The sequence below is a fragment of the Spirosoma knui genome, from assembly GCF_054780635.1.
Map to the genome: position 1 here is coordinate 101,416 of NZ_BAAGVY010000009.1, position 17,865 is coordinate 119,280.

Here is a 17,865-nt window from a genome sequence, read left to right on the forward strand (position 1 = left end):
AGCAGGCGTCAGCTCTGACAAGCTGACGCCATATATAGCTTTAAACCTAAAACCGGGCCTGTCCTACTCTAATAAGCCTTTCTTTTATAACAACGGGTCATTGACCTGCGTGTCGAAAACGCCCGTCAGCACGCGTCCATTGCGCTTCACCTGCACCCAGATACGATAGTGCCCCGCCCGAGGAAACGCATACGGAAACTGCACCATGTTATTGGTCGTCATCGCATGATCCATCTGAGGCATGGTCGCCATTAACATCCGATTTTTCTCAGTTTCGGGTAAGGTTTTTAGCCTAGCTACGTACGTATCGATACTGTCTCGGAAATGCTTCGCATCGGGATAGTGGAATGTCCGGGACGTATCAGCAATGCGCCCAACCAACGACTCTTCGGCGGCCATTGAGTACGTACCGACCGGGTGGAGGTGAATGTACACGGAGCCATCGGAACGTAGTATGGCTGCGTGACCGCCCATTCCCAGATACGGCTCCAACGTAGCGGCCTTGCCTTGCGGATCAGCTACGGCAAACTTCAGGTTGTATAATTTTCCGGACTCCAGCACTTTGCCGGGTTTATCCATCCAAAGCATCGTTGACCCGTCGTCGAGTTTACCGCTAGCGCCGGGCTTACCACAGACAACCATGTCGTTGTCCAGGTGCGGTACGTTCAAAGCATTCGCCTTTACACCCATTGGTTCAGTTACGACCCAACTATCATCAGAGTCGGTGAGCTTAGCGGCAGCCGCGGCACTCGCGGATAGTTTCAGCGAAGGCACCTCAACCGTATCGGTCAGCGTTTCAGTAAATCCGCTCCGGTATACTACGTCGGCGTAAATTAGATAGCGTCCGCCTGGCAAGAGCGGCAGCTTTGACTCGTACTGCAACGTATCACGGCGCTCCGGGTGAAGGTGCGCAAAGGCGTCCAGCCCCGGCGTCCTCACCATAAAAACGTGCATCAACTTACCGTGATCGGGTAGAATATAGCTCAGCATTCGGCGCTTTTGCCAGTTCGTGCTGAAACCGGTTGTATCCATCTTTATGGTCAGTTGCGGTTGCGACTCCGCTACGCGAACCGACGCGTTAATCGGCATTGGCTGATAAAGCTGCTCGTTGCGATACTCCTCGGCCGAGCTGTTCCACCAGGACCGCCAGCCCGTTAGCATCAACGCCAGCACAACGGCCCCAACCCCCATGCCAACCAAACGACGACGACGTAACGTGGCTGGTATTGCTTGTCCAGGGGCAACAACCCCGTCGGCATTGCTGGCTCCGATGATGGTGATCATCATCACAACCAGCAGCAAACCCAGCAAAGCTAACCCGATACCTGTACCTTCAGGCATAGTACGTAACGCTGTGGCTACTGACATTACTGGCACGACCACCGTTTCGTGACCGTCCGGCCCGTTCAGTTCAATCTCGATACTTGATGAGCCCGAATTCATCAGCCACAAGTCGCCGGTATACCGATTGTCCTCTACCCGCGTCAGTTCATCAGGCATCGGCGAGCCTTCGTCACCCGATCGAAAATAAACCGGCCGGGCGGCCATTTGGCTGATACGTCCCTGCTCCACAAACACGATAACCTGAGCCGTGCCGGGCACTACATCGGGCGGCTGAACACTGATCAGAAGCCGGTATTTACCCGCCTGTTTCTGCACGATTACGCCCGCGCTACCGATATGCGCTTTGGCAATGGACGAAAGAGTGAATGAGTAGGTGAGCGAAAGAAGCAGTACCAACCTCTTCATTCTGTGTATGTTCTTCATTGTGTTGGCTATTCCTTGTTTTACCGAGCTACCCGTTTCATCCAGTTTCCCCACAGCAAACCAACTCGGGCCGATAACGTCGCATAAATCAATGCTTTCCCGAAGCCAATCCAAAAATCAGCGGCAGATTGCGTATTCCAGGGTGCAAAGGCATACCGATATTCCCAGTCCGGCGGGCTGTCATAGGTCCAGGAGTAAGACAGGAAGAACCCGTTACGCGCCAGCGGTGATGTCAGCAGAAACTCACCGAAGGGCCACTGCACCGCCAGCAGAACAAGCATGAACGCAACGGCTAGCAGCCCCGCTAAAAGCCAATCGTTCAGCTTTCGGCCTTCTGCCCTGGGTTTGTCGAAACGATGGAGCAATACATCAACCACAAACGCCGGAATCACCAGCAACATTGGAAAATGAAACGGCTGATAATGGTCAATCGGGTTAAGCACCGGACCTAGCCGCGGAGTTGCCGGAAAATTCTGAATAATCCAGCTCGGCACCACGAGTGCCAGCATATACAAAGCCGCAATCGTTGTGACGGGCCAGCGTAACAGAGAGGCCCGCCCTACGGCAAACAGAAAGAAAGGAAAAACAATAGCCGCTGTAGCGTAGTACCCCGACTGGTGCGATTCATGCATACCCATCGATTCTGAAATCAGGGTAAACAACATGCTCAGCAACAGGCCCGCCCCGATCGCAAACAGCCATTTCAATTGAGTAGCAATCGGGTGATTCTGGTCGGTAAGGTTGCGGTATTTGTTCTGCAACGACAAAACGCCTACCATAGCTCCAAACTGAACCGTCATGATCCCGATGGCCAGTATGGTATGCGGGGGTGTCAAGATCTGCACATCTAGCCCGTAGGCATTATGCCACCAATCATCGAAAGGAGCCGACGTAAGCATGGCCAGCGCCCCCCAAACGGAGAACATAGCCCCGAGCGGTCCGTAGAAAACACCCCAGAACGGAACAGCATTGACGCGTTCGGGATGATTTTTGGTTAACGTCAGTCGTAGAATTTGATAGGCTGAAAACAAGCCCGATACAACCGCCCCGACGTAAATAACGACGTGGGGTGGCGCAAAAAGTCCATCGCGGCCAATGCTCATGTGCCACATGATGTCCCAGAGCAGCCCAACCATTACGCAAAGGGAAGCAAAAACAACGGCGTAGATATAGATTGGAACGGACGTTCTGGTTCGTTCTACACCCCAGGTTGACACCCCCGCAGCGGCCTGGGACTGGTTAGGTTGAAAGGAGGAAGGAATAGCGGATTCCATATACAACAGATTTTGAGAATAGGCTATGAAAGATAGAAAGAAGGTAGCGGTTTAACATATATGCCCTAGCTGAACCAGCGTAAAAACGACCTGAATCGACAAAAACTTGACAAGACGTACCGAAGATAGAAAACTGATACTGAACAGCTTCTGTCATTTTTGAGTTAGTGGAACAATATGTCAGCGGATTTACCCCGTTATTCGTACAAGAATTTCCTGCGTTCACCGTCATGCGACTTTTGCCAAATTCCCCTCTCAGACATCTCATCGCTACGTTACCCCTACTCATCAGTTTAACTTTTCTGATGAGCGGTTGTATTCCCGATTTTCTGGCGTCGGATCCGGATTGGGTGGTCATTGAAGAAGGCGACCACGAACCCCTGCCCAAACGTAAAGTGGGTGTGGTCATCGCGCCGGAAGAAATCTCGGCAACCGTTACCTTCGATAGCTCCTGCATCTACGACCTTGGCGCAGTCGATGCCGACGACTGGAACAAGGTAATTGGGTTAGGTTTTGTGGGTTCCAAAGACCAGGACGTAACAACCGGCGTTCCTCCGCATCAGGTAGATGGTGTGCGGGTAGGCTGGCGATGGAACCCCCAACGTGGCCGTATCGACCTGGGAGCTTATATCTATGTTGCTGGAAAACGAACCGATTTTAAAGTTGCCGAAGCGTTTATCAACGTACCAACGAAACTGACGATCAAGATCGATTACAATCGAAAAATGTATCAAGTAATCGGTGGCCAGACGGTGCCGTTTACGCACAACAAGACCTTTGCGTATAAAACGGGCTTATACTTCGGCGGTAACCAGCCCGCTCCTCACCGCATCCGGGTCAAGATTGAAGATTAGGCCTGTGCTTTCTCTAGTCAAAGTGCGTAAGTATGGGTTATGAACGCTCATGAGCCAGCTGATTATTAATTAGCAATTGCTGGCACTAGGCCCCGCTACGGCGTACCGTTTCGACTCCGCTCGGGGTGACATTCAACCTCTAGCTGTTTGCTTAAAGCTATCTGGTAAGCCGAAACGTACGCCGTCCGGAGCTGCATCAGCAAACACTGCCTATTGACCAACATCCTATCATTAGCAAGATATTATTTGTACGTAGTTCCCATTACGTTAAAGCACTTGCCAGACGCCGTACACACTGACGCCGAGTATGGATAGGATGCTCAGCCATAGCCAGAGATCGTAAGCAACGGACGGTTTCAGACTGACAGGTAATTGGCGGTACCGAAACTGGATAGCGGCCCATACGACGACCAGCAGTAGCACCGACGTAGCGATACCACCCAGGAGAATCATCAGCACAGGGAGTTTAATAAACAGAAACAACAGACACCACAGCGCCGGAAATGCCCACGACAACGTAGCAATGGCCTTACGCCGAACGATTGGATCACCGAAGTTGATCCAGCCCAGTTGGCCAAAGGCATCCGCAAAAATCCGTGACCAGCTGGCTGTTGCGGTAAAGAGTGTAGAATACAAGACGAAGAAAGCACCAATCATAAATACGGCCTTGGCGCCGGAGCCCAACGTAACGGTAAACAGCCGCGACAGCGTTTCAACCATGGCATATCCTTCGAGTACGCCACCGCCTTCGTGCAGCAACGATGCGCCCAGCAGATAAAAAGCCGCCGTAACCAGCGTGTACACTACCATAGAGCACAAGGCGTCCAGCGTCATCACCCGAATCCAGCCGCGGGCTCGCTCTGCCCATTCGGCTGTATCCTGATAAGGACCTGTGTAAGCGGCATAGCCTTTTTCAATGCACCAGTAGGTGTAATACATGATCTCGTCGCCACCAACCCCCGTAATTCCAAAAGCAGCCAGGGCTATGCCAACTATGGCGGGCGGTAACGAAAAGGTAACCCCTTCGGCAAACTGCGCCCCGCTGATGGCATAATCAGTACGTTGCAGCATCAGTAGTGACAACAAAATCATGCCCGTGAACAGCAGAATCATGAGCAGCGATCCCTTCTCTACCCAACTGTAATACCCCCGATAAATGAGCAAAGCGGCCGATGCAGCTGATAATATGGCCCACACACTCGCGGATACGGCGGGGAAAGCCATATTCATTACCAACGCAACACCGCCTACGATGCCACCGACCTGCAAAACTTTCAGCGTCTGTAAACTCAACCAGAGCCAGATCGTCCAATGCCCCTGACCTAGTCGCGGCCCCGACAATCGGTTAAGTGACTGCATCGTCGGCAAGCCGCTGTAAATGGCATTTTTACCGAACTCGAGCTGCAAGGCCACCTTGACAAAACAGCTGACCAGAATCACCCAGAACGCTACGAAACCAGCCTTCGCTCCCAGCGCTGTGGTGGCAATCAATTCGCCAGAGCCAACAATAGCTGCCGATAAAATAAAGCCCGGCCCGAGGTGGCTTAGTTGTCCTCGAAACGTTGTAGGAGCCGGTTGAATCAAACCGGACGAACGGGTATATAAGTCAGCTGCAACCGGCGTCGGTGGTGTTGAAGGGCTAGAAGGTGTCAAGGCTGTCGGGAGAGGATTCGTTCTACGTAGAAAGTAGTAGAGGCCATAGGACCTACCGTCCTGATTCCAAATTACGTTGATTGAGTGGTCCGCAAAGAAAAATAGATTTCATTGGACTAAGCAAACCAATTTTGGTAGTTTGCCCACATGATAATCTCACCCTTCGACCTGATCCTGCTGCTAGGCGCTATGCAAGGCTTTATCCTGGCTTCGCTGCTGTGGTTCAACCGGAAGGGTAATCGGTTGTCGAATCGCTTATTAGCCGGGCTAATCGGCTTTATGGCGTTGATGAGCTTTTGTGTTGGCATACCTATTCCTAATCGATACGTTAGCTTGTTCATTGATCTGGTTCCAATGATCAATGCGATGCCCCTGGGTCCACTAATTTACTTTTATACAAAGTCAGTACTTAACCCTGACTTCCGGTTGAGTAAATGGGAATTGCGACAGTTCTACCCCATCGTGCTTGACTGGGGCGGTAACTTAATCGCCTGGACGTTTGTAATTGGAGCAATTCTCCATTTTTTCCCCCAACAGGACGGCCCCTCATGGGGGAATGTAATCAACGAATACAACACCTACGTCGATATTCCACGGTGGCTGTCTATGACCACCTACGTAGTACTGGCGCGCAACTGGCTCAATGCTCATTCGCGTTCCGAAGGTGAGTTCAACGTTCGTTGGCTACGCCAGTTTCTAACGATTCTGCTCGTATTTCAGGGCATTTGGCTAGTGCATCTGGTGCCGTACATCATTCCAGACACGCGTTCAACTTTATTAGACAAGTTTGGCTGGTATCCGATCTATATACCTATTACCGTTATGATCTACTGGCTGGGATTAAAAGGGTATATACTTTCACGCAATAGTCCAGTAGAACCAGTTGGCCGAAAAACCCGCCTAACCACCTTACCCAGTGAAACAATAACGCAAGTTGTTGACTCATTGCTAAACATAATGGACTCAGATAAGCTGTATCTCGATCCCGAACTAACGGTTGAAAAGGTAGCCCGACGTTTACAGGTACCGGCTAAAACCATCTCATTTGTACTTAATCAGTATCGGCAAAAAAGCTTTAATACGTTCATCAACGAGTATCGTATTGAAGCGGTCAAGCAGCGATTAACCGATCCGGCCAGCGAGCACCTGACCTTGACGGGCATTGCCTTCGAATGCGGGTTCAATTCGCAGGCTACCTTCCAGCGAACGTTTAAGCAGTTTACCCAGCTGTCTCCTTCGGCCTTTATGGCTCAGTTAGCTTCACCGTCGTCACGCCAATAAGCTGAAAAACTAACGTACCACCAATAAGACTTTGGTGGTACGTTATAAAGGCTGGCACTATGGCCTGAGCGGAGTCGAAACGTTCCGCTATGGCGGAGCCTACCACTGGTAAATTATAGCTACCGGAAGCAAAAACAAACTTACCTTACGCTATAAGCTTTTTTACTGAAAAGCCGCGCGTAACTGCTTAGCGGCCAGTTCCTGTGCTTGGGCCGCTTCTGGCACAATAGCATACATGCCAAAAAACTCATGTGTCACACCCGTATATAGCTGGTAGGTAACAGGAATTTGAAGCGATTGTAGTTTATCGGCCAACTGTTTACCTTCTGATTGCAACGGGTCAATTTCAGCTCCAATAATAGTAGTTGGTGGTAAACCACTTAGATCAGCCACATCTACCAACGAAATTAATGGACTATCACCGTCGGCTGGCGTGTTGAAATACTTGTCGACAAACCACTGGACTAAGGGCTTGCTCAAGGGCATTGCATTAGCGTATTTATTATAGGAGGGTGTATTCAGATCGTTATTGGCAACTGGGTACACGGACAAAATATGCACAGGCAAGCCCACTTCTTTCCGATCGCGGGCCATCATACTAACCGTTACAACCATGTTTCCCCCAGCACTTTCGCCTGCCACGGCAACTTTGTTCGCATTTCCATTCAGAGAAGCGGCATTCTGTTTTACCCATTTATAAGCCGCATAAGCATCTTCGTGAGCGATAGGAAATTTGTTTTCAGGAGCCTTACGGTACTCAACCGAAACCACAATTGCGCCCGTATTCTGAGCCAGTGCCAAGGTCGAATACTCGTATACTTCCGGATTAGCAATTACCCATCCACCGCCATGGTAATAGACAATAACAGGAGCCATCGGCGATGCGCCTACTGGTGTATACACGACCGCCCGAATGGGTACTCCTCCGGCACCTGGGATCATGCGTTCGCTCTTCGATACGTTGGCCTGAGGTTGGCTAATGCCATTCTTGCTGAGTAAGCTATTGACCGCATCCTTAAAGCTGGGTTTAGCACGCGCTTCCTGCGGGGCCAGCGTGTACAAGGGAACGGGATTTAGCCGCATCAACTCTTCGATAACAGCCAGATTTTGGGGTGTAATAGTCGGCCCCCAATCTGGTTTAGGACTGTTCGATTGAATACCTTGGCCTGGTAGAGGGATGCGGTGGTCCTGGCAGGAAGTCAGTGCAACAGTGAGCCCACAAAGAGCGAAAAAACAAAGACGGCATAAGCCATTCACGTAATTGGGTAAGTGGTTTTTCATCATGTTGAGTATTTATGTACAAGCCTTAACCTGGTTCTACCTGGCTTGTTCAGTAAATACGACGGAAAGCGCTTTGTAACCAGACAAATTGATTAAGCGACTATTTGACTTATAAGACAACTCCAGCTATGATGCTAAGTGAGCGATGCTCAAGAACTGATCCATTTTTCCTTTTACCCCAGTCTTTACAGAGGACAAGAGAGCCTCTAATTGTAAATAGACGTAGCCTCTCTATAGCCTGGGTGTATGATATAGGGTACAAGTACACACAAAACTCTGCTCAAATCCGGATTTGAGCAGATATAAGCAATCGGTTTAGCTTGTTTTGAGGCATAAACCAACGTCCGATGAAAGCCCTCCTCTGTCTTTTATTCTTAATTCCATTGTTAGCTAACGCTCAACCTGGAACTGATTCGTTAGCCAGCAAAACACTGCAACCAGCTAACATGCAAGCAGACTTCCGTTACCTGCGTCGGATGCTGGAAGAAACACACCCCGGTTTGTATCGCTATACGCCTAAAATAGTTATGCAGGCGAAACTCGACAGCATTGACCATATTCTGAATCGCCCGATGCCGTTTTATGATTTTTATCGGACGATTGCAGCGCTTATGGCCGACATCCGCTGTGCACACACACATGCTCTACCTTATAAGAACTATAGCGAGCAGTTTATGCACACGCTGAAAACGATCCCGTTTTTCCTGTTTCCGTCTGAGAACCGGGCTTATGTGTTGCTAAATGGCACAACCGACCAAACCATCAAGCCTGGTTTCGAGCTACTAAGCATCAACGGGCGATCAATGGAAGACATTCGGCAGCAAGTGGCTCGCTATTATTGGGCAGATGGATACATTGAATCGGCTAAAGCAGCCACATTGAAAGGTGAATTGTTCGCTTTGTTTTACTACTGGTTCATTGATCGACCGGATACGTTCAAGCTCACGTTCCGCACTATGACCGGTGATACCGTCCGGTTTGAAACACCCGCCAAACCCTTCGGCACTTCGCTGCCAATCATGAAGAAAAACCCCGTCAATAAACAAATGGTGGCCTGGTACGTGACGAAAAACTCAAAGCGTCCGTGGCGGCTCTATTTTCCGGACACCTTGGCTAGCACGGCCTATCTGCGGCTTGATGGATTCGGAGGCAAAGGCATCAATAGCAACGAAGAGGCCGTTCGGGTGTTTAATCAATTCATGGACAAGAGCATGGTCAAAATTCAGAAGAAGCAGTCCAAAAACCTGATTGTCGATGTTAGAGCGAATACCGGCGGCTGGGATAGCCAAGGCATTGAACTACTTACGTATCTCCTTAAAGCTGACACCGCCGTAGCTTATTATGCCCGACAGCATAGCAAAACGGATAATGCGGATTCTGAGTTTATCAAATTCTCCGATCTATCCGAAGCCGACCGAAAAAACATAAAAAACGAGTTGATTGCGGAGCCTGACGGTACGTTTACCCTCAAACAGGGTAGTGATACTAGAGAGCCTAAACGGTATGCCCCCAAACCCAACCGTTTCCGTGGCCAGGTATACATTCTAATGGATGGTCAGAGTGCCTCCACGGCATCAGAGTTTCTGGCCCTAGCCCACGCAAATCGGGTAGGTGTGTTTGTGGGTGAAGAATCAGGCGGGGCCTACGAAGGAGGCAACGGCAGCAGCTTTGTCCACCTCGAACTACCGAAATCGGGTATACAGGTAACTACTCCTTTGGTGTATTACAACACCGCCGTACCAACACCGAAGCAGAAAGGCCGCGGCACCATGCCTGACTATTCAGTTCCCCTTACCATCAGCCATGTTCTGAACCACACGGCCCCACACTTCAATTTTGTTAAAGGGTTGATCCAAAGACAAAGTCAGTAAATGGTGACAAAACGATACTTATGAGCATTGTAGTTTGGCCGTGGTTATTCAGACTGCATGCACCAATCGTTTGTCTGGTAATGAAACTACTGACCCCGCTTTTGTTTATTTCCTTTTTAAGTTATAGTCAGATAACAGCCCCTTCAACCACTCAGGCTAAACCCGATACTGCGTGGAAGCTAGTCTGGGCTGACGAATTCAATACCGACGGTGCGCCCGACCCTAAAAACTGGAAGTTCGAACAAGGCTTCGTCCGGAACAACGAACTCCAATGGTATCAACCAGACAACGCTCGTTGCAAAGGCGGTTTCTTGGTTATTGAAGGGCGCAGAGAGCATCTGCTCAACCCATTGTATCAAGCTGGCAGCACCAATTGGAAGGCCAAACGGCAATACATCAGCTATACCTCCTCTAGCCTACAAACTGCGGGGTTACACAGCTGGAAATACGGCCGCTTTGAAATGCGGGGACGTATTGAAACCCGTTCCGGCTTATGGCCCGCTTTCTGGACGCTGGGTGTTACCGGGGAGTGGCCGTCTAACGGCGAAGTCGACATCATGGAGTACTACCGAAACAAACTGCTGGCGAACGTAGCCTGGGGCACAGACAAGCGCTACAAAGCCGAATGGCGAACAAAAACAAAAGCCATTGATTCATTCAACGATCCTGATTGGGAAAAGAAGTTCCACATCTGGCGCATGGATTGGACCGACACGGCTATCGACTTATATGTTGATGATCTACTGCTAAACCATGTCAATCTTAATGAGACAATCAACGGCGATGGTTCAAATATCAACCCATTCCACCAGCCACATTATCTCTTGTTAAATCTAGCCATTGGTGGTGATAACGGCGGTGACCCTTCAGCGACACCATTTCCAAGCAAGTACGAGGTCGATTACGTGCGTGTCTATCAGAAATAAGCGAACGAATAAACCTGCGCCCTATCTTACCGGTTAGAGACGCATGGCCGACTACCAACCACTCCACGACTGGACGAACATCTCCCCCGGCGAGGCTGTTGCGCTCCAACAGCAACTGCGTTCGCAGATACGCATTGAACCGCTAACGAAAACGCCCCAAACCATTGCGGGCTGCGACATTTCGTTCAATAAGTTCGAAGAAACGGTTTACGCGGGGATTGTTGTCCTGGATCTGGAAACACTGGAAACCATTGAAGAAGTCGGCGTAATCAGTTCGGCAACGTTTCCTTACGTACCGGGATTGTTATCCTTTCGCGAAATTCCATCGCTGCTCGAAGCGTGGCAAAAATTAAAAACCGAGCCTGACGTCGTCATGTTTGACGGTCACGGTACAGCGCATCCACGCCGGATTGGAATCGCTTCACACGGAGGACTTTTCCTAAATCGGCCAACCTTTGGTTGTGGTAAATCGGTACTGGTCGGTAAGTACGAAGAACCCGCGTTGGAACGTGGTTCCTGGTCGCCGATGATGCATTACAAAGACGTAGTGGGTGCGGCACTACGTACTAAGAACAAAGTCAATCCGGTATACGTATCGCCCGGCCACCTAATTGACTTAGAAACCGCCATTGCTCTAACCTTGCAATGTGACGGCGGCTACCGAATTCCCGAACCCACTCGACGAACGCACAATCTGGTCAATGCCCTGCGAAGAGGTGAGCGCCAGCCCGATTAAGCAATTAATTGACATTCAACGACCGCTCTCTAAAAAATATGCGCAATGAGTGTTAGCTAAAGCGTAACTTTTTACGACAATCAAGTTCATCGGCAAACGGCAACGTCTTGTCACCAAGATCAATTGTTGTAAACAAACTTTAGTTGTGAAAACTGCCCTTCTAATCACCTCATTGTTACTCAGCGCAACCTGGGCTAAAGCACAGGCTGATTCAGCTTCAACACCTATGACAGTGTTCACCGTCGTGGAACAGCCACCCGCGTTTCCGGGAGGTATGGCTAAATTAAGTACATACCTCCGACAGAATCTGCGTTATCCCGAAGCGGCCCAAAAGGCAGGTATCAAAGGCCGCAGCTTTGTCAAGTTTATAGTTACGGATACAGGGGAGGTCAAAAACGTGCAGGTTATAAAAAGCCTGAACCCGGAACTCGATGCTGAAGCTATACGGGTTGTTAGTGAAATGCCGCGCTGGACACCCGGTCGCCAAAATGGCAGGCCAGTTAATGTGGCTTATAATCTGCCGATCAATTTTCCTAATCAATAACTATTTTCTTCGAGCTTCACCTTGCCGCGAAAGGTCCAGAACATAAACAGCGTGTACGTAGCAACTAGAGGTATCCGTGCATAGTTATACAGACGAAGAACAGCGAGGAAATTTTTGTTCTATTGACGGCATCACCTGTAAAAGGCTTCCCCACCAGAAGAACGAGAAGAAATAGTAAATTTGTTATAGATGATAAAGTAAAATCAGTTCAGCTATGCAACAACTAAGTGGCTTGAATGACGTGCAGCTCAGTTTATTACGAATGTTCAACCGACAGATGAGCTACGAAGAGTCCGTCGAAATTAGAGATTTACTGGCGAAACACTATGCCGAAAAGCTTTTCGATGAAGTAGACAGTGTAGTTGCCAGGAAGAACATTACAGAAGCCGATTATGAAACCCTCCGTAATCAGCATCAGCGCACTCCGTCTAAGCAGGAATGACCTTTTCAGATCAGCCCTCCCTTCCTCTGGTCGTTATTGACACAAATGTTCTTATCGCGACAATCAATCGCAGCAACACAGAGTTTTTTATATACGAAGCGTTTGCCGCTAAAAAGTTCACTTGGGTTGTTAGCACCGAAATCCTAAATGAGTACGCTGAAAAATTGACCGAGTTTTATTCGTCAAACACGGCTGATTACGTACTCGACATTTTATGCAGTGCCACTAATGTGCTATTTCATGAACCTTATTATCGCTGGAAGCTGATCGAAGCTGACCCTGATGACAACAAATTTTCGGATCTCGCTCTATCAGCCAATGCTTACTGTTTGGTCACGTACGACTCTCACTTTGACGTATTCAAACCGCTCCCATTTCCTTCGCTTCGAATAATGGCCCCTACTGAATTTAAGCAATTCTTAAACTTATAACCGGCCTACACTCATTCAATAACTATGTTCTTCGAGCTTCACCTTGCCGCGAAAGGTCCAGAACATAAACAGCGTGTACGTAGCAACCAGCGGCATACCGATGAAGGCAAATAGCAGCATTGTACGTAATGAGCCCTCCGACGAAGCTGCTTCATAAATGCTGATGTGTCCTTTCGGATCAGCATTCGACAACACCAGGTTCGGATAGAGTCCCATCGCGAACAAAATTAAGAGCAGCGCTGTCGTAATCGCCGATGAAACAAACCCACGGCGGTACTGCCGTTTCTCGATACTCCGACGAATGTTCAGCACGATCAGAACGGCCGCGATAGGTAAAACGAACAGCTCCGGATAGGCTTTAAAAATAGCCGTCATGTGCGGTACGTAGATCAGCGTTGCCAGTGAGGTTGCGATGAAACACAGGATGAAAAACTTACTTGTGTTGTTCGCAATGATGGTCAGCTTGGCGTACAGCCGGTCCTCCGTTTTCATGATGAGGTACATCGCCCCGTGCATCATAAACAGCGCTAGCACCGTAACGGCAATCAACCCAGCGTATGGATTAAAAAAATCGCTCAATCGACCAATAAACTCGTGATTAGCATTGAGCGGAATACCCTGAATCAGGTTACCTAGAATCAGACCCAGCAGAAGAGAAATCGCGATACTGGACACGGAGTAGCTAACATCCCAGAGCCTTCGCCACCACTTCATCTCTTCTTTGCTCCGAAACTCGATCGAAATCGCCCGGAAGATAATAGCGACCAGAAACAGAATAAACGGTAGATAGAACACCGACAAAATAGTACCGTATACCAATGGGAAAGCCGCAAACAACGAGCCTGCACCAATCACGAGCCAAACCTCGTTGCCATCCCAAACGGGCCCAATGGCGTTGAGCGCAATGCGACGGCTTTCCTCTTTGCGAAAAAACAGGTGGAGCGCCCCGGCGCCTAAATCGAAGCCGTCTAAGATGCCGTAGCCGCTAATCAGCGCGCCAATCAGCAAAAACCACCAGGTGGGCAAATCTATACCAAGAACTGTATCCATAGTTTGAAAGTGCGAATGAGTGAAAGAGTGATTATTGTATCGAAACGGAGCGAAAGGTGGAACGACAAAAACGCTCTTTCACTCTTTCGCTCCGCTTCGGCGGTCCGATTGCACTCTTTAATTAAGTACTGGGTTCATGCGGGAACTGGGCACATGCTTGTCTGACTCGACGTCGGGACCGTGCTGAATCTTTTTGTTCAACAGGTACAGAAATAGACCAAACAGCATTACGTAGATAAACGTGAACAAGATCAGGGAAGCTAGTACGTGTTCGGCTTTGACCGCTTGCGACAACGCGTTTGAAGTTCGGAGCAGGCCATATACAACCCACGGCTGACGACCCACTTCGGCCGTGTACCAGCCGACCTGATTGGCAATCTGGGGCAACAACACTGAAAAGACGAACACAATCATTAGCCAGCGCGTCTGGAATAGTTTGTTCCGGTAGAGCATGAACAGACTAAATAAGGTCAGCGCAATCAGCGTCATGCCGATTGCCACCATCAGATGGTACGTCTGAAATACGAAGTTGACGGCCGTCGGGCGGTTTTCGGGGCGGATGCTATTCAGACCTGGAATTGGCTTCTTGAAGTCCTGATGTACCAGGAAGGATAGCCCACCGGGTATTTTTAGACCCGACGTTTTCTGTTCTTTGGCGTTTACCCAGCCGATCAGGTACATATCGGCCGGCGCCGACTTTTCGAAGTGGCCTTCCATAGCGGCTAGCTTGGCGGGTTGGTATTTGGTAACGACTTCGGCTGACTGATGCCCGGTGAACAGCTGCCCCAGTGATGACACGGCCGCCACCCATAAGGCAATCTTGAAGGCTGCCTGCGCATGAACGACGTGCTGTTTCTTGAGAATATACCAGGCGCTGACACTTAGCACAAGAAATGAGCCCGCCAGAAACGCCCCGATTAGTACGTGTGAATAGCGCTCGATGGACGACGGATTGAACACCATCGCCCAGAAATCGGTCACAATAGCGCGGGCCTGCAACCCCTTTCCTTCAATTCGGTAACCCGAAGGCGTTTGCTGCCAGGAGTTAGCCACCACAATCCAGAGCGCCGAGAAGATCGAGCCAAGCGCGACCAGTACCGTAGCCATAAAGTGAACACGCGGACTCACCTTGTTCCAGCCGAAAACCAGAATACCCAGAAAAGCCGATTCCATCGCGAAAGCGAAAATCCCCTCCGCAGCCAGAGCCGAGCCGAAAATGTCGCCGACGTAGCGCGAGTACGTAGCCCAGTTGGTACCGAACTCAAACTCCATTACAATACCCGTGGCAACGCCTATTCCAAAAATAAGCGCGTAAATTCTGACCCAAAACCGGGTCAATTCTTCGTAAACCTTGTTTTTAGTTTTTAGATACAGTCCTTCCATGACCACCAGACAAACGCCAAGACCAATACTCAAAGGCGGGTAGATATAATGGAAAGCGATGGTGAACGCGAACTGTATGCGAGAGAGGAGCTCTACATTGTCCATACGTGTAGCGATAGCCGGGACAATCGCCATAGCTGCACACCGACAACGCAGCCAGACGTACAACTGGCGAGGGAACTATCAGTCGAAGGTACAACCGGAACGTATATAAAAATCTTGGTTCAGACAAACATTTAATAATTTATCGAATCGTTTACATTCTCTAGATAGAAGCGCTACATTAACCGTGCTGTCCTCTCAACTTTTCTTCTCGTGCCGCCGACTCGTCCGCATACTTTTTCTCAGCAAGTCCGCAACTACATCGTTGCTTTCTATCAGACGCAACGTAATGCATTTGTTGTGATTGTTACGTTGCTGATCGCCTTTTACGTCTTGACGGGTCCCGACCAGGCAGAGGATATGATTGATGCCGTTATTTCTACCCAAGTCTTCAGTGAGCTGTTCCAGTACATTCTGTTCAGTACGTTTATCTGGAGCTATACAGTATACGGCTGCACCCGCATGATTCTGCACATTTCACCGGTGGGGCTACGTATCAACCAACAGTGTGACTGGCTGTTACGTTGGCTGCCTAAACTAGGCGGTGTCATTCCGGCACTGATCCTGGCCTATGCGTTTTGGGAACCTCGTCACTGGCATTTCTATCTACTGCTGCTCGAAAGCGGTTTATTACTGGCTTCATTTATGTGGCTCGAAAAGAACGTAGCCATTTATGCCTTTCCGACCCGATGGAAATTCTTAAACCGCTACACGAGTTTCAAACAAGACATTCGCGAGTTGTGGCGGCATCCGCTAGGCCGACGAGTCGTCACGGCTGGACTTTCCTTGACGGTTATTTTGATTACGTTGTTCAGCTTGCCGGTTGAGTGGGAAATTGCCCGGCGGCTGCGTCCCACGGCCGTTATTATATTCGGTATTACGCTCTTTACGTTCTGGGGCAGCTTAGTCGTGTATTTTAACGATTACCGCTACCGTCCTTTGGTCCTGATTGTATTCGCCTATTTCGTTCTTGTCAGCGCCTTTAACGATAACACAGCCGTACGCCAGATTGATGTACCCGTCTCATCGAGCACGCAGCGCCCACCGGTAAAGGCGCATTTTGAGCAGTGGATTGCCGCTCACCGTCTCGAAGACCGCGATACCATTCCGCTTATTCTGGTAGCAGCTGAAGGTGGCGGCATACGGGCGCTGAACTGGACCGCAGAAACGCTGATCCGACTTGATTCTATTATTCCGGGATTTAGCCGTCATGTCTATGCGCTTAGTGGCGTATCGGGCGGGGGCGTTGGTACCGTCTTTTACACAGCCTTTCTGCGCGACGTAGCCGAATCGCAGCGAATTAGCCAGTTCGACCAGTTTCGTAAAGTTATTCGCGACGATTACCTGTCGGGCGTGTCGGCGGCTTTATTATTCCCCGAATCCGTTCAGCGAATATTGCCTTTCCCAATCTCCTCCTTAGAACGGACCAAATGGCTGGAAGACTCCTGGGCCGACTCCTACCACGACAATCTCGCTCTTAACACACTCAATGAGTCGCTCACGCACTTGTACCAGACCTCAACCGGCTACAATTACAATCTGCCATCCTTACTATTAAACGGAACCCTGGCCGAATCGGGCCAGAAAATTATTACGTCAAATCTAAAACTTGATCCAAGCTATTTTAGAGACGTTGTATCAACGCTTGATGTACTGAGTGCTGATGTGCCACTCAAAACAGCTGCGTCATTATGCAGTCGTTTTCCGGTGGTTACCAATGGAGGATTGATTCAAACGGATACCGTTACGTCTGGCAACAGAACCCAGACGTATAGCGGACACGTAGTAGACGGCGGTTATTTTGACAATTCAGGCATTGAAACCTGCATGCAGTTGCTCAACAACCTTGTACCGTCTATTCGTCAGCTAGACACGACCGAACACGTAAAAATCATTCCATACATCCTATTTATTCAAAACGGCAACACGGTCGGAAAACTACCTCGCAAACGGTCCGTCTTGCAGGAAATTCAGGTACCGTTGCTGGCCTTCTTCAACGCTTGGGATAACGGCTCCGTCACCCGCGATTATATGTTTGATTCGTTCATGGATCGCTTTGCCAATCCTAAGACAAACTATCTTACCCTACGTCTGAAGTACAACGACAAATATCCATTGGGCTGGTTTCTATCCGATAGCGTTGCTAGTAATTTGAGCAAACAGGCTACCGATTCAATCAGTTTAAACAACGAAAAATTACGCGAACTTAAGCAGTCGTTTAGACGAATGGGTATAAATCAGGTTAAATAGTACCAACGCGCTGTTGGCTT

Annotated in this window: 15 protein-coding genes; 9 read left to right on the plus strand and 6 right to left on the minus strand. The window is 49.5% G+C overall.

What is annotated here, in order from left to right:
- Positions 1-84 precede the first annotated feature (84 nt).
- Positions 85-1,749, minus strand: coding sequence for a hypothetical protein (locus tag ACYVIY_RS18535; RefSeq protein WP_460977881.1), 1,665 nt, complete (start codon positions 1,747-1,749; stop codon positions 85-87).
- A 38-nt stretch (positions 1,750-1,787) separates the two neighbouring features.
- Positions 1,788-3,041, minus strand: a complete 1,254-nt coding sequence (locus tag ACYVIY_RS18540) for a hypothetical protein (protein WP_460977882.1) — start codon at positions 3,039-3,041, stop codon at positions 1,788-1,790.
- A gap of 305 nt (positions 3,042-3,346) precedes the next feature.
- Here ACYVIY_RS18540 and ACYVIY_RS18545 point away from each other — a divergent pair, with 305 nt between their 5' ends.
- Entirely contained in the window at positions 3,347-3,895 is a 549-nt protein-coding gene (locus tag ACYVIY_RS18545) for a hypothetical protein (protein ID WP_460977883.1), read from the plus strand.
- A 267-nt stretch (positions 3,896-4,162) separates the two neighbouring features.
- On the opposite strand, the gene ACYVIY_RS18550 is transcribed toward ACYVIY_RS18545, so the two are convergent.
- Entirely contained in the window at positions 4,163-5,548 is a 1,386-nt protein-coding gene (locus tag ACYVIY_RS18550) for an Nramp family divalent metal transporter (protein ID WP_460977884.1), read from the minus strand.
- 147 nt (positions 5,549-5,695) lie between these two features.
- Between ACYVIY_RS18550 and ACYVIY_RS18555 the strand changes: the two genes are divergently transcribed.
- Complete coding sequence (locus ACYVIY_RS18555; protein WP_460977885.1) at positions 5,696-6,829, plus strand: helix-turn-helix domain-containing protein; 1,134 nt, start codon at positions 5,696-5,698, stop codon at positions 6,827-6,829.
- A gap of 162 nt (positions 6,830-6,991) precedes the next feature.
- Here the strand turns inward: ACYVIY_RS18555 and ACYVIY_RS18560 are convergent, their stop codons facing one another.
- A complete protein-coding gene (locus ACYVIY_RS18560) occupies positions 6,992-8,110 on the minus strand; it encodes an alpha/beta hydrolase (RefSeq protein ID WP_460977886.1) in 1,119 nt (372 codons plus the stop codon).
- A gap of 446 nt (positions 8,111-8,556) precedes the next feature.
- On the opposite strand from ACYVIY_RS18560, the gene ACYVIY_RS18565 reads away from it, so the two are divergent.
- The 6 genes from ACYVIY_RS18565 to ACYVIY_RS18590 all read left to right on the plus strand — a co-directional run bounded on the left by ACYVIY_RS18565 (position 8,557) and on the right by ACYVIY_RS18590 (position 13,060).
- On the plus strand, positions 8,557-9,981 hold the full coding sequence (locus ACYVIY_RS18565) for a S41 family peptidase (RefSeq protein ID WP_460977887.1): 1,425 nt from the start codon (positions 8,557-8,559) through the stop codon (positions 9,979-9,981).
- 80 nt (positions 9,982-10,061) lie between these two features.
- On the plus strand, positions 10,062-10,907 hold the full coding sequence (locus ACYVIY_RS18570) for a glycoside hydrolase family 16 protein (RefSeq protein WP_460977888.1): 846 nt from the start codon (positions 10,062-10,064) through the stop codon (positions 10,905-10,907).
- 43 nt (positions 10,908-10,950) lie between these two features.
- Positions 10,951-11,643, plus strand: coding sequence for a deoxyribonuclease V (gene nfi / locus ACYVIY_RS18575; protein WP_460977889.1), 693 nt, complete (start codon positions 10,951-10,953; stop codon positions 11,641-11,643).
- Positions 11,644-11,788: 145 nt separating this feature from the next.
- Entirely contained in the window at positions 11,789-12,187 is a 399-nt protein-coding gene (locus tag ACYVIY_RS18580) for an energy transducer TonB (protein ID WP_460977890.1), read from the plus strand.
- A gap of 214 nt (positions 12,188-12,401) precedes the next feature.
- Positions 12,402-12,629, plus strand: a complete 228-nt coding sequence (locus tag ACYVIY_RS18585; protein ID WP_460977891.1) for a hypothetical protein — start codon at positions 12,402-12,404, stop codon at positions 12,627-12,629.
- Positions 12,626-13,060, plus strand: a complete 435-nt coding sequence (locus ACYVIY_RS18590) for a putative toxin-antitoxin system toxin component, PIN family (protein WP_460977892.1) — start codon at positions 12,626-12,628, stop codon at positions 13,058-13,060. The genes ACYVIY_RS18585 and ACYVIY_RS18590 overlap by 4 nt, the downstream gene beginning before the upstream one ends.
- 15 nt (positions 13,061-13,075) lie before the next feature.
- Here the strand turns inward: ACYVIY_RS18590 and cydB are convergent, their stop codons facing one another.
- The gene (gene cydB, locus ACYVIY_RS18595; RefSeq protein WP_460977893.1) at positions 13,076-14,110 is read right to left on the minus strand and encodes a cytochrome d ubiquinol oxidase subunit II; all 1,035 of its coding nucleotides are present in this window, start codon (positions 14,108-14,110) and stop codon (positions 13,076-13,078) included.
- A 117-nt stretch (positions 14,111-14,227) separates the two neighbouring features.
- Positions 14,228-15,598, minus strand: a complete 1,371-nt coding sequence (locus ACYVIY_RS18600) for a cytochrome ubiquinol oxidase subunit I (RefSeq protein ID WP_460977894.1) — start codon at positions 15,596-15,598, stop codon at positions 14,228-14,230.
- Positions 15,599-15,808: 210 nt separating this feature from the next.
- Between ACYVIY_RS18600 and ACYVIY_RS18605 the strand changes: the two genes are divergently transcribed.
- The gene (locus ACYVIY_RS18605; protein WP_460977895.1) at positions 15,809-17,845 is read left to right on the plus strand and encodes a hypothetical protein; all 2,037 of its coding nucleotides are present in this window, start codon (positions 15,809-15,811) and stop codon (positions 17,843-17,845) included.
- The last annotated feature ends 20 nt before the right edge of the window (positions 17,846-17,865 follow it).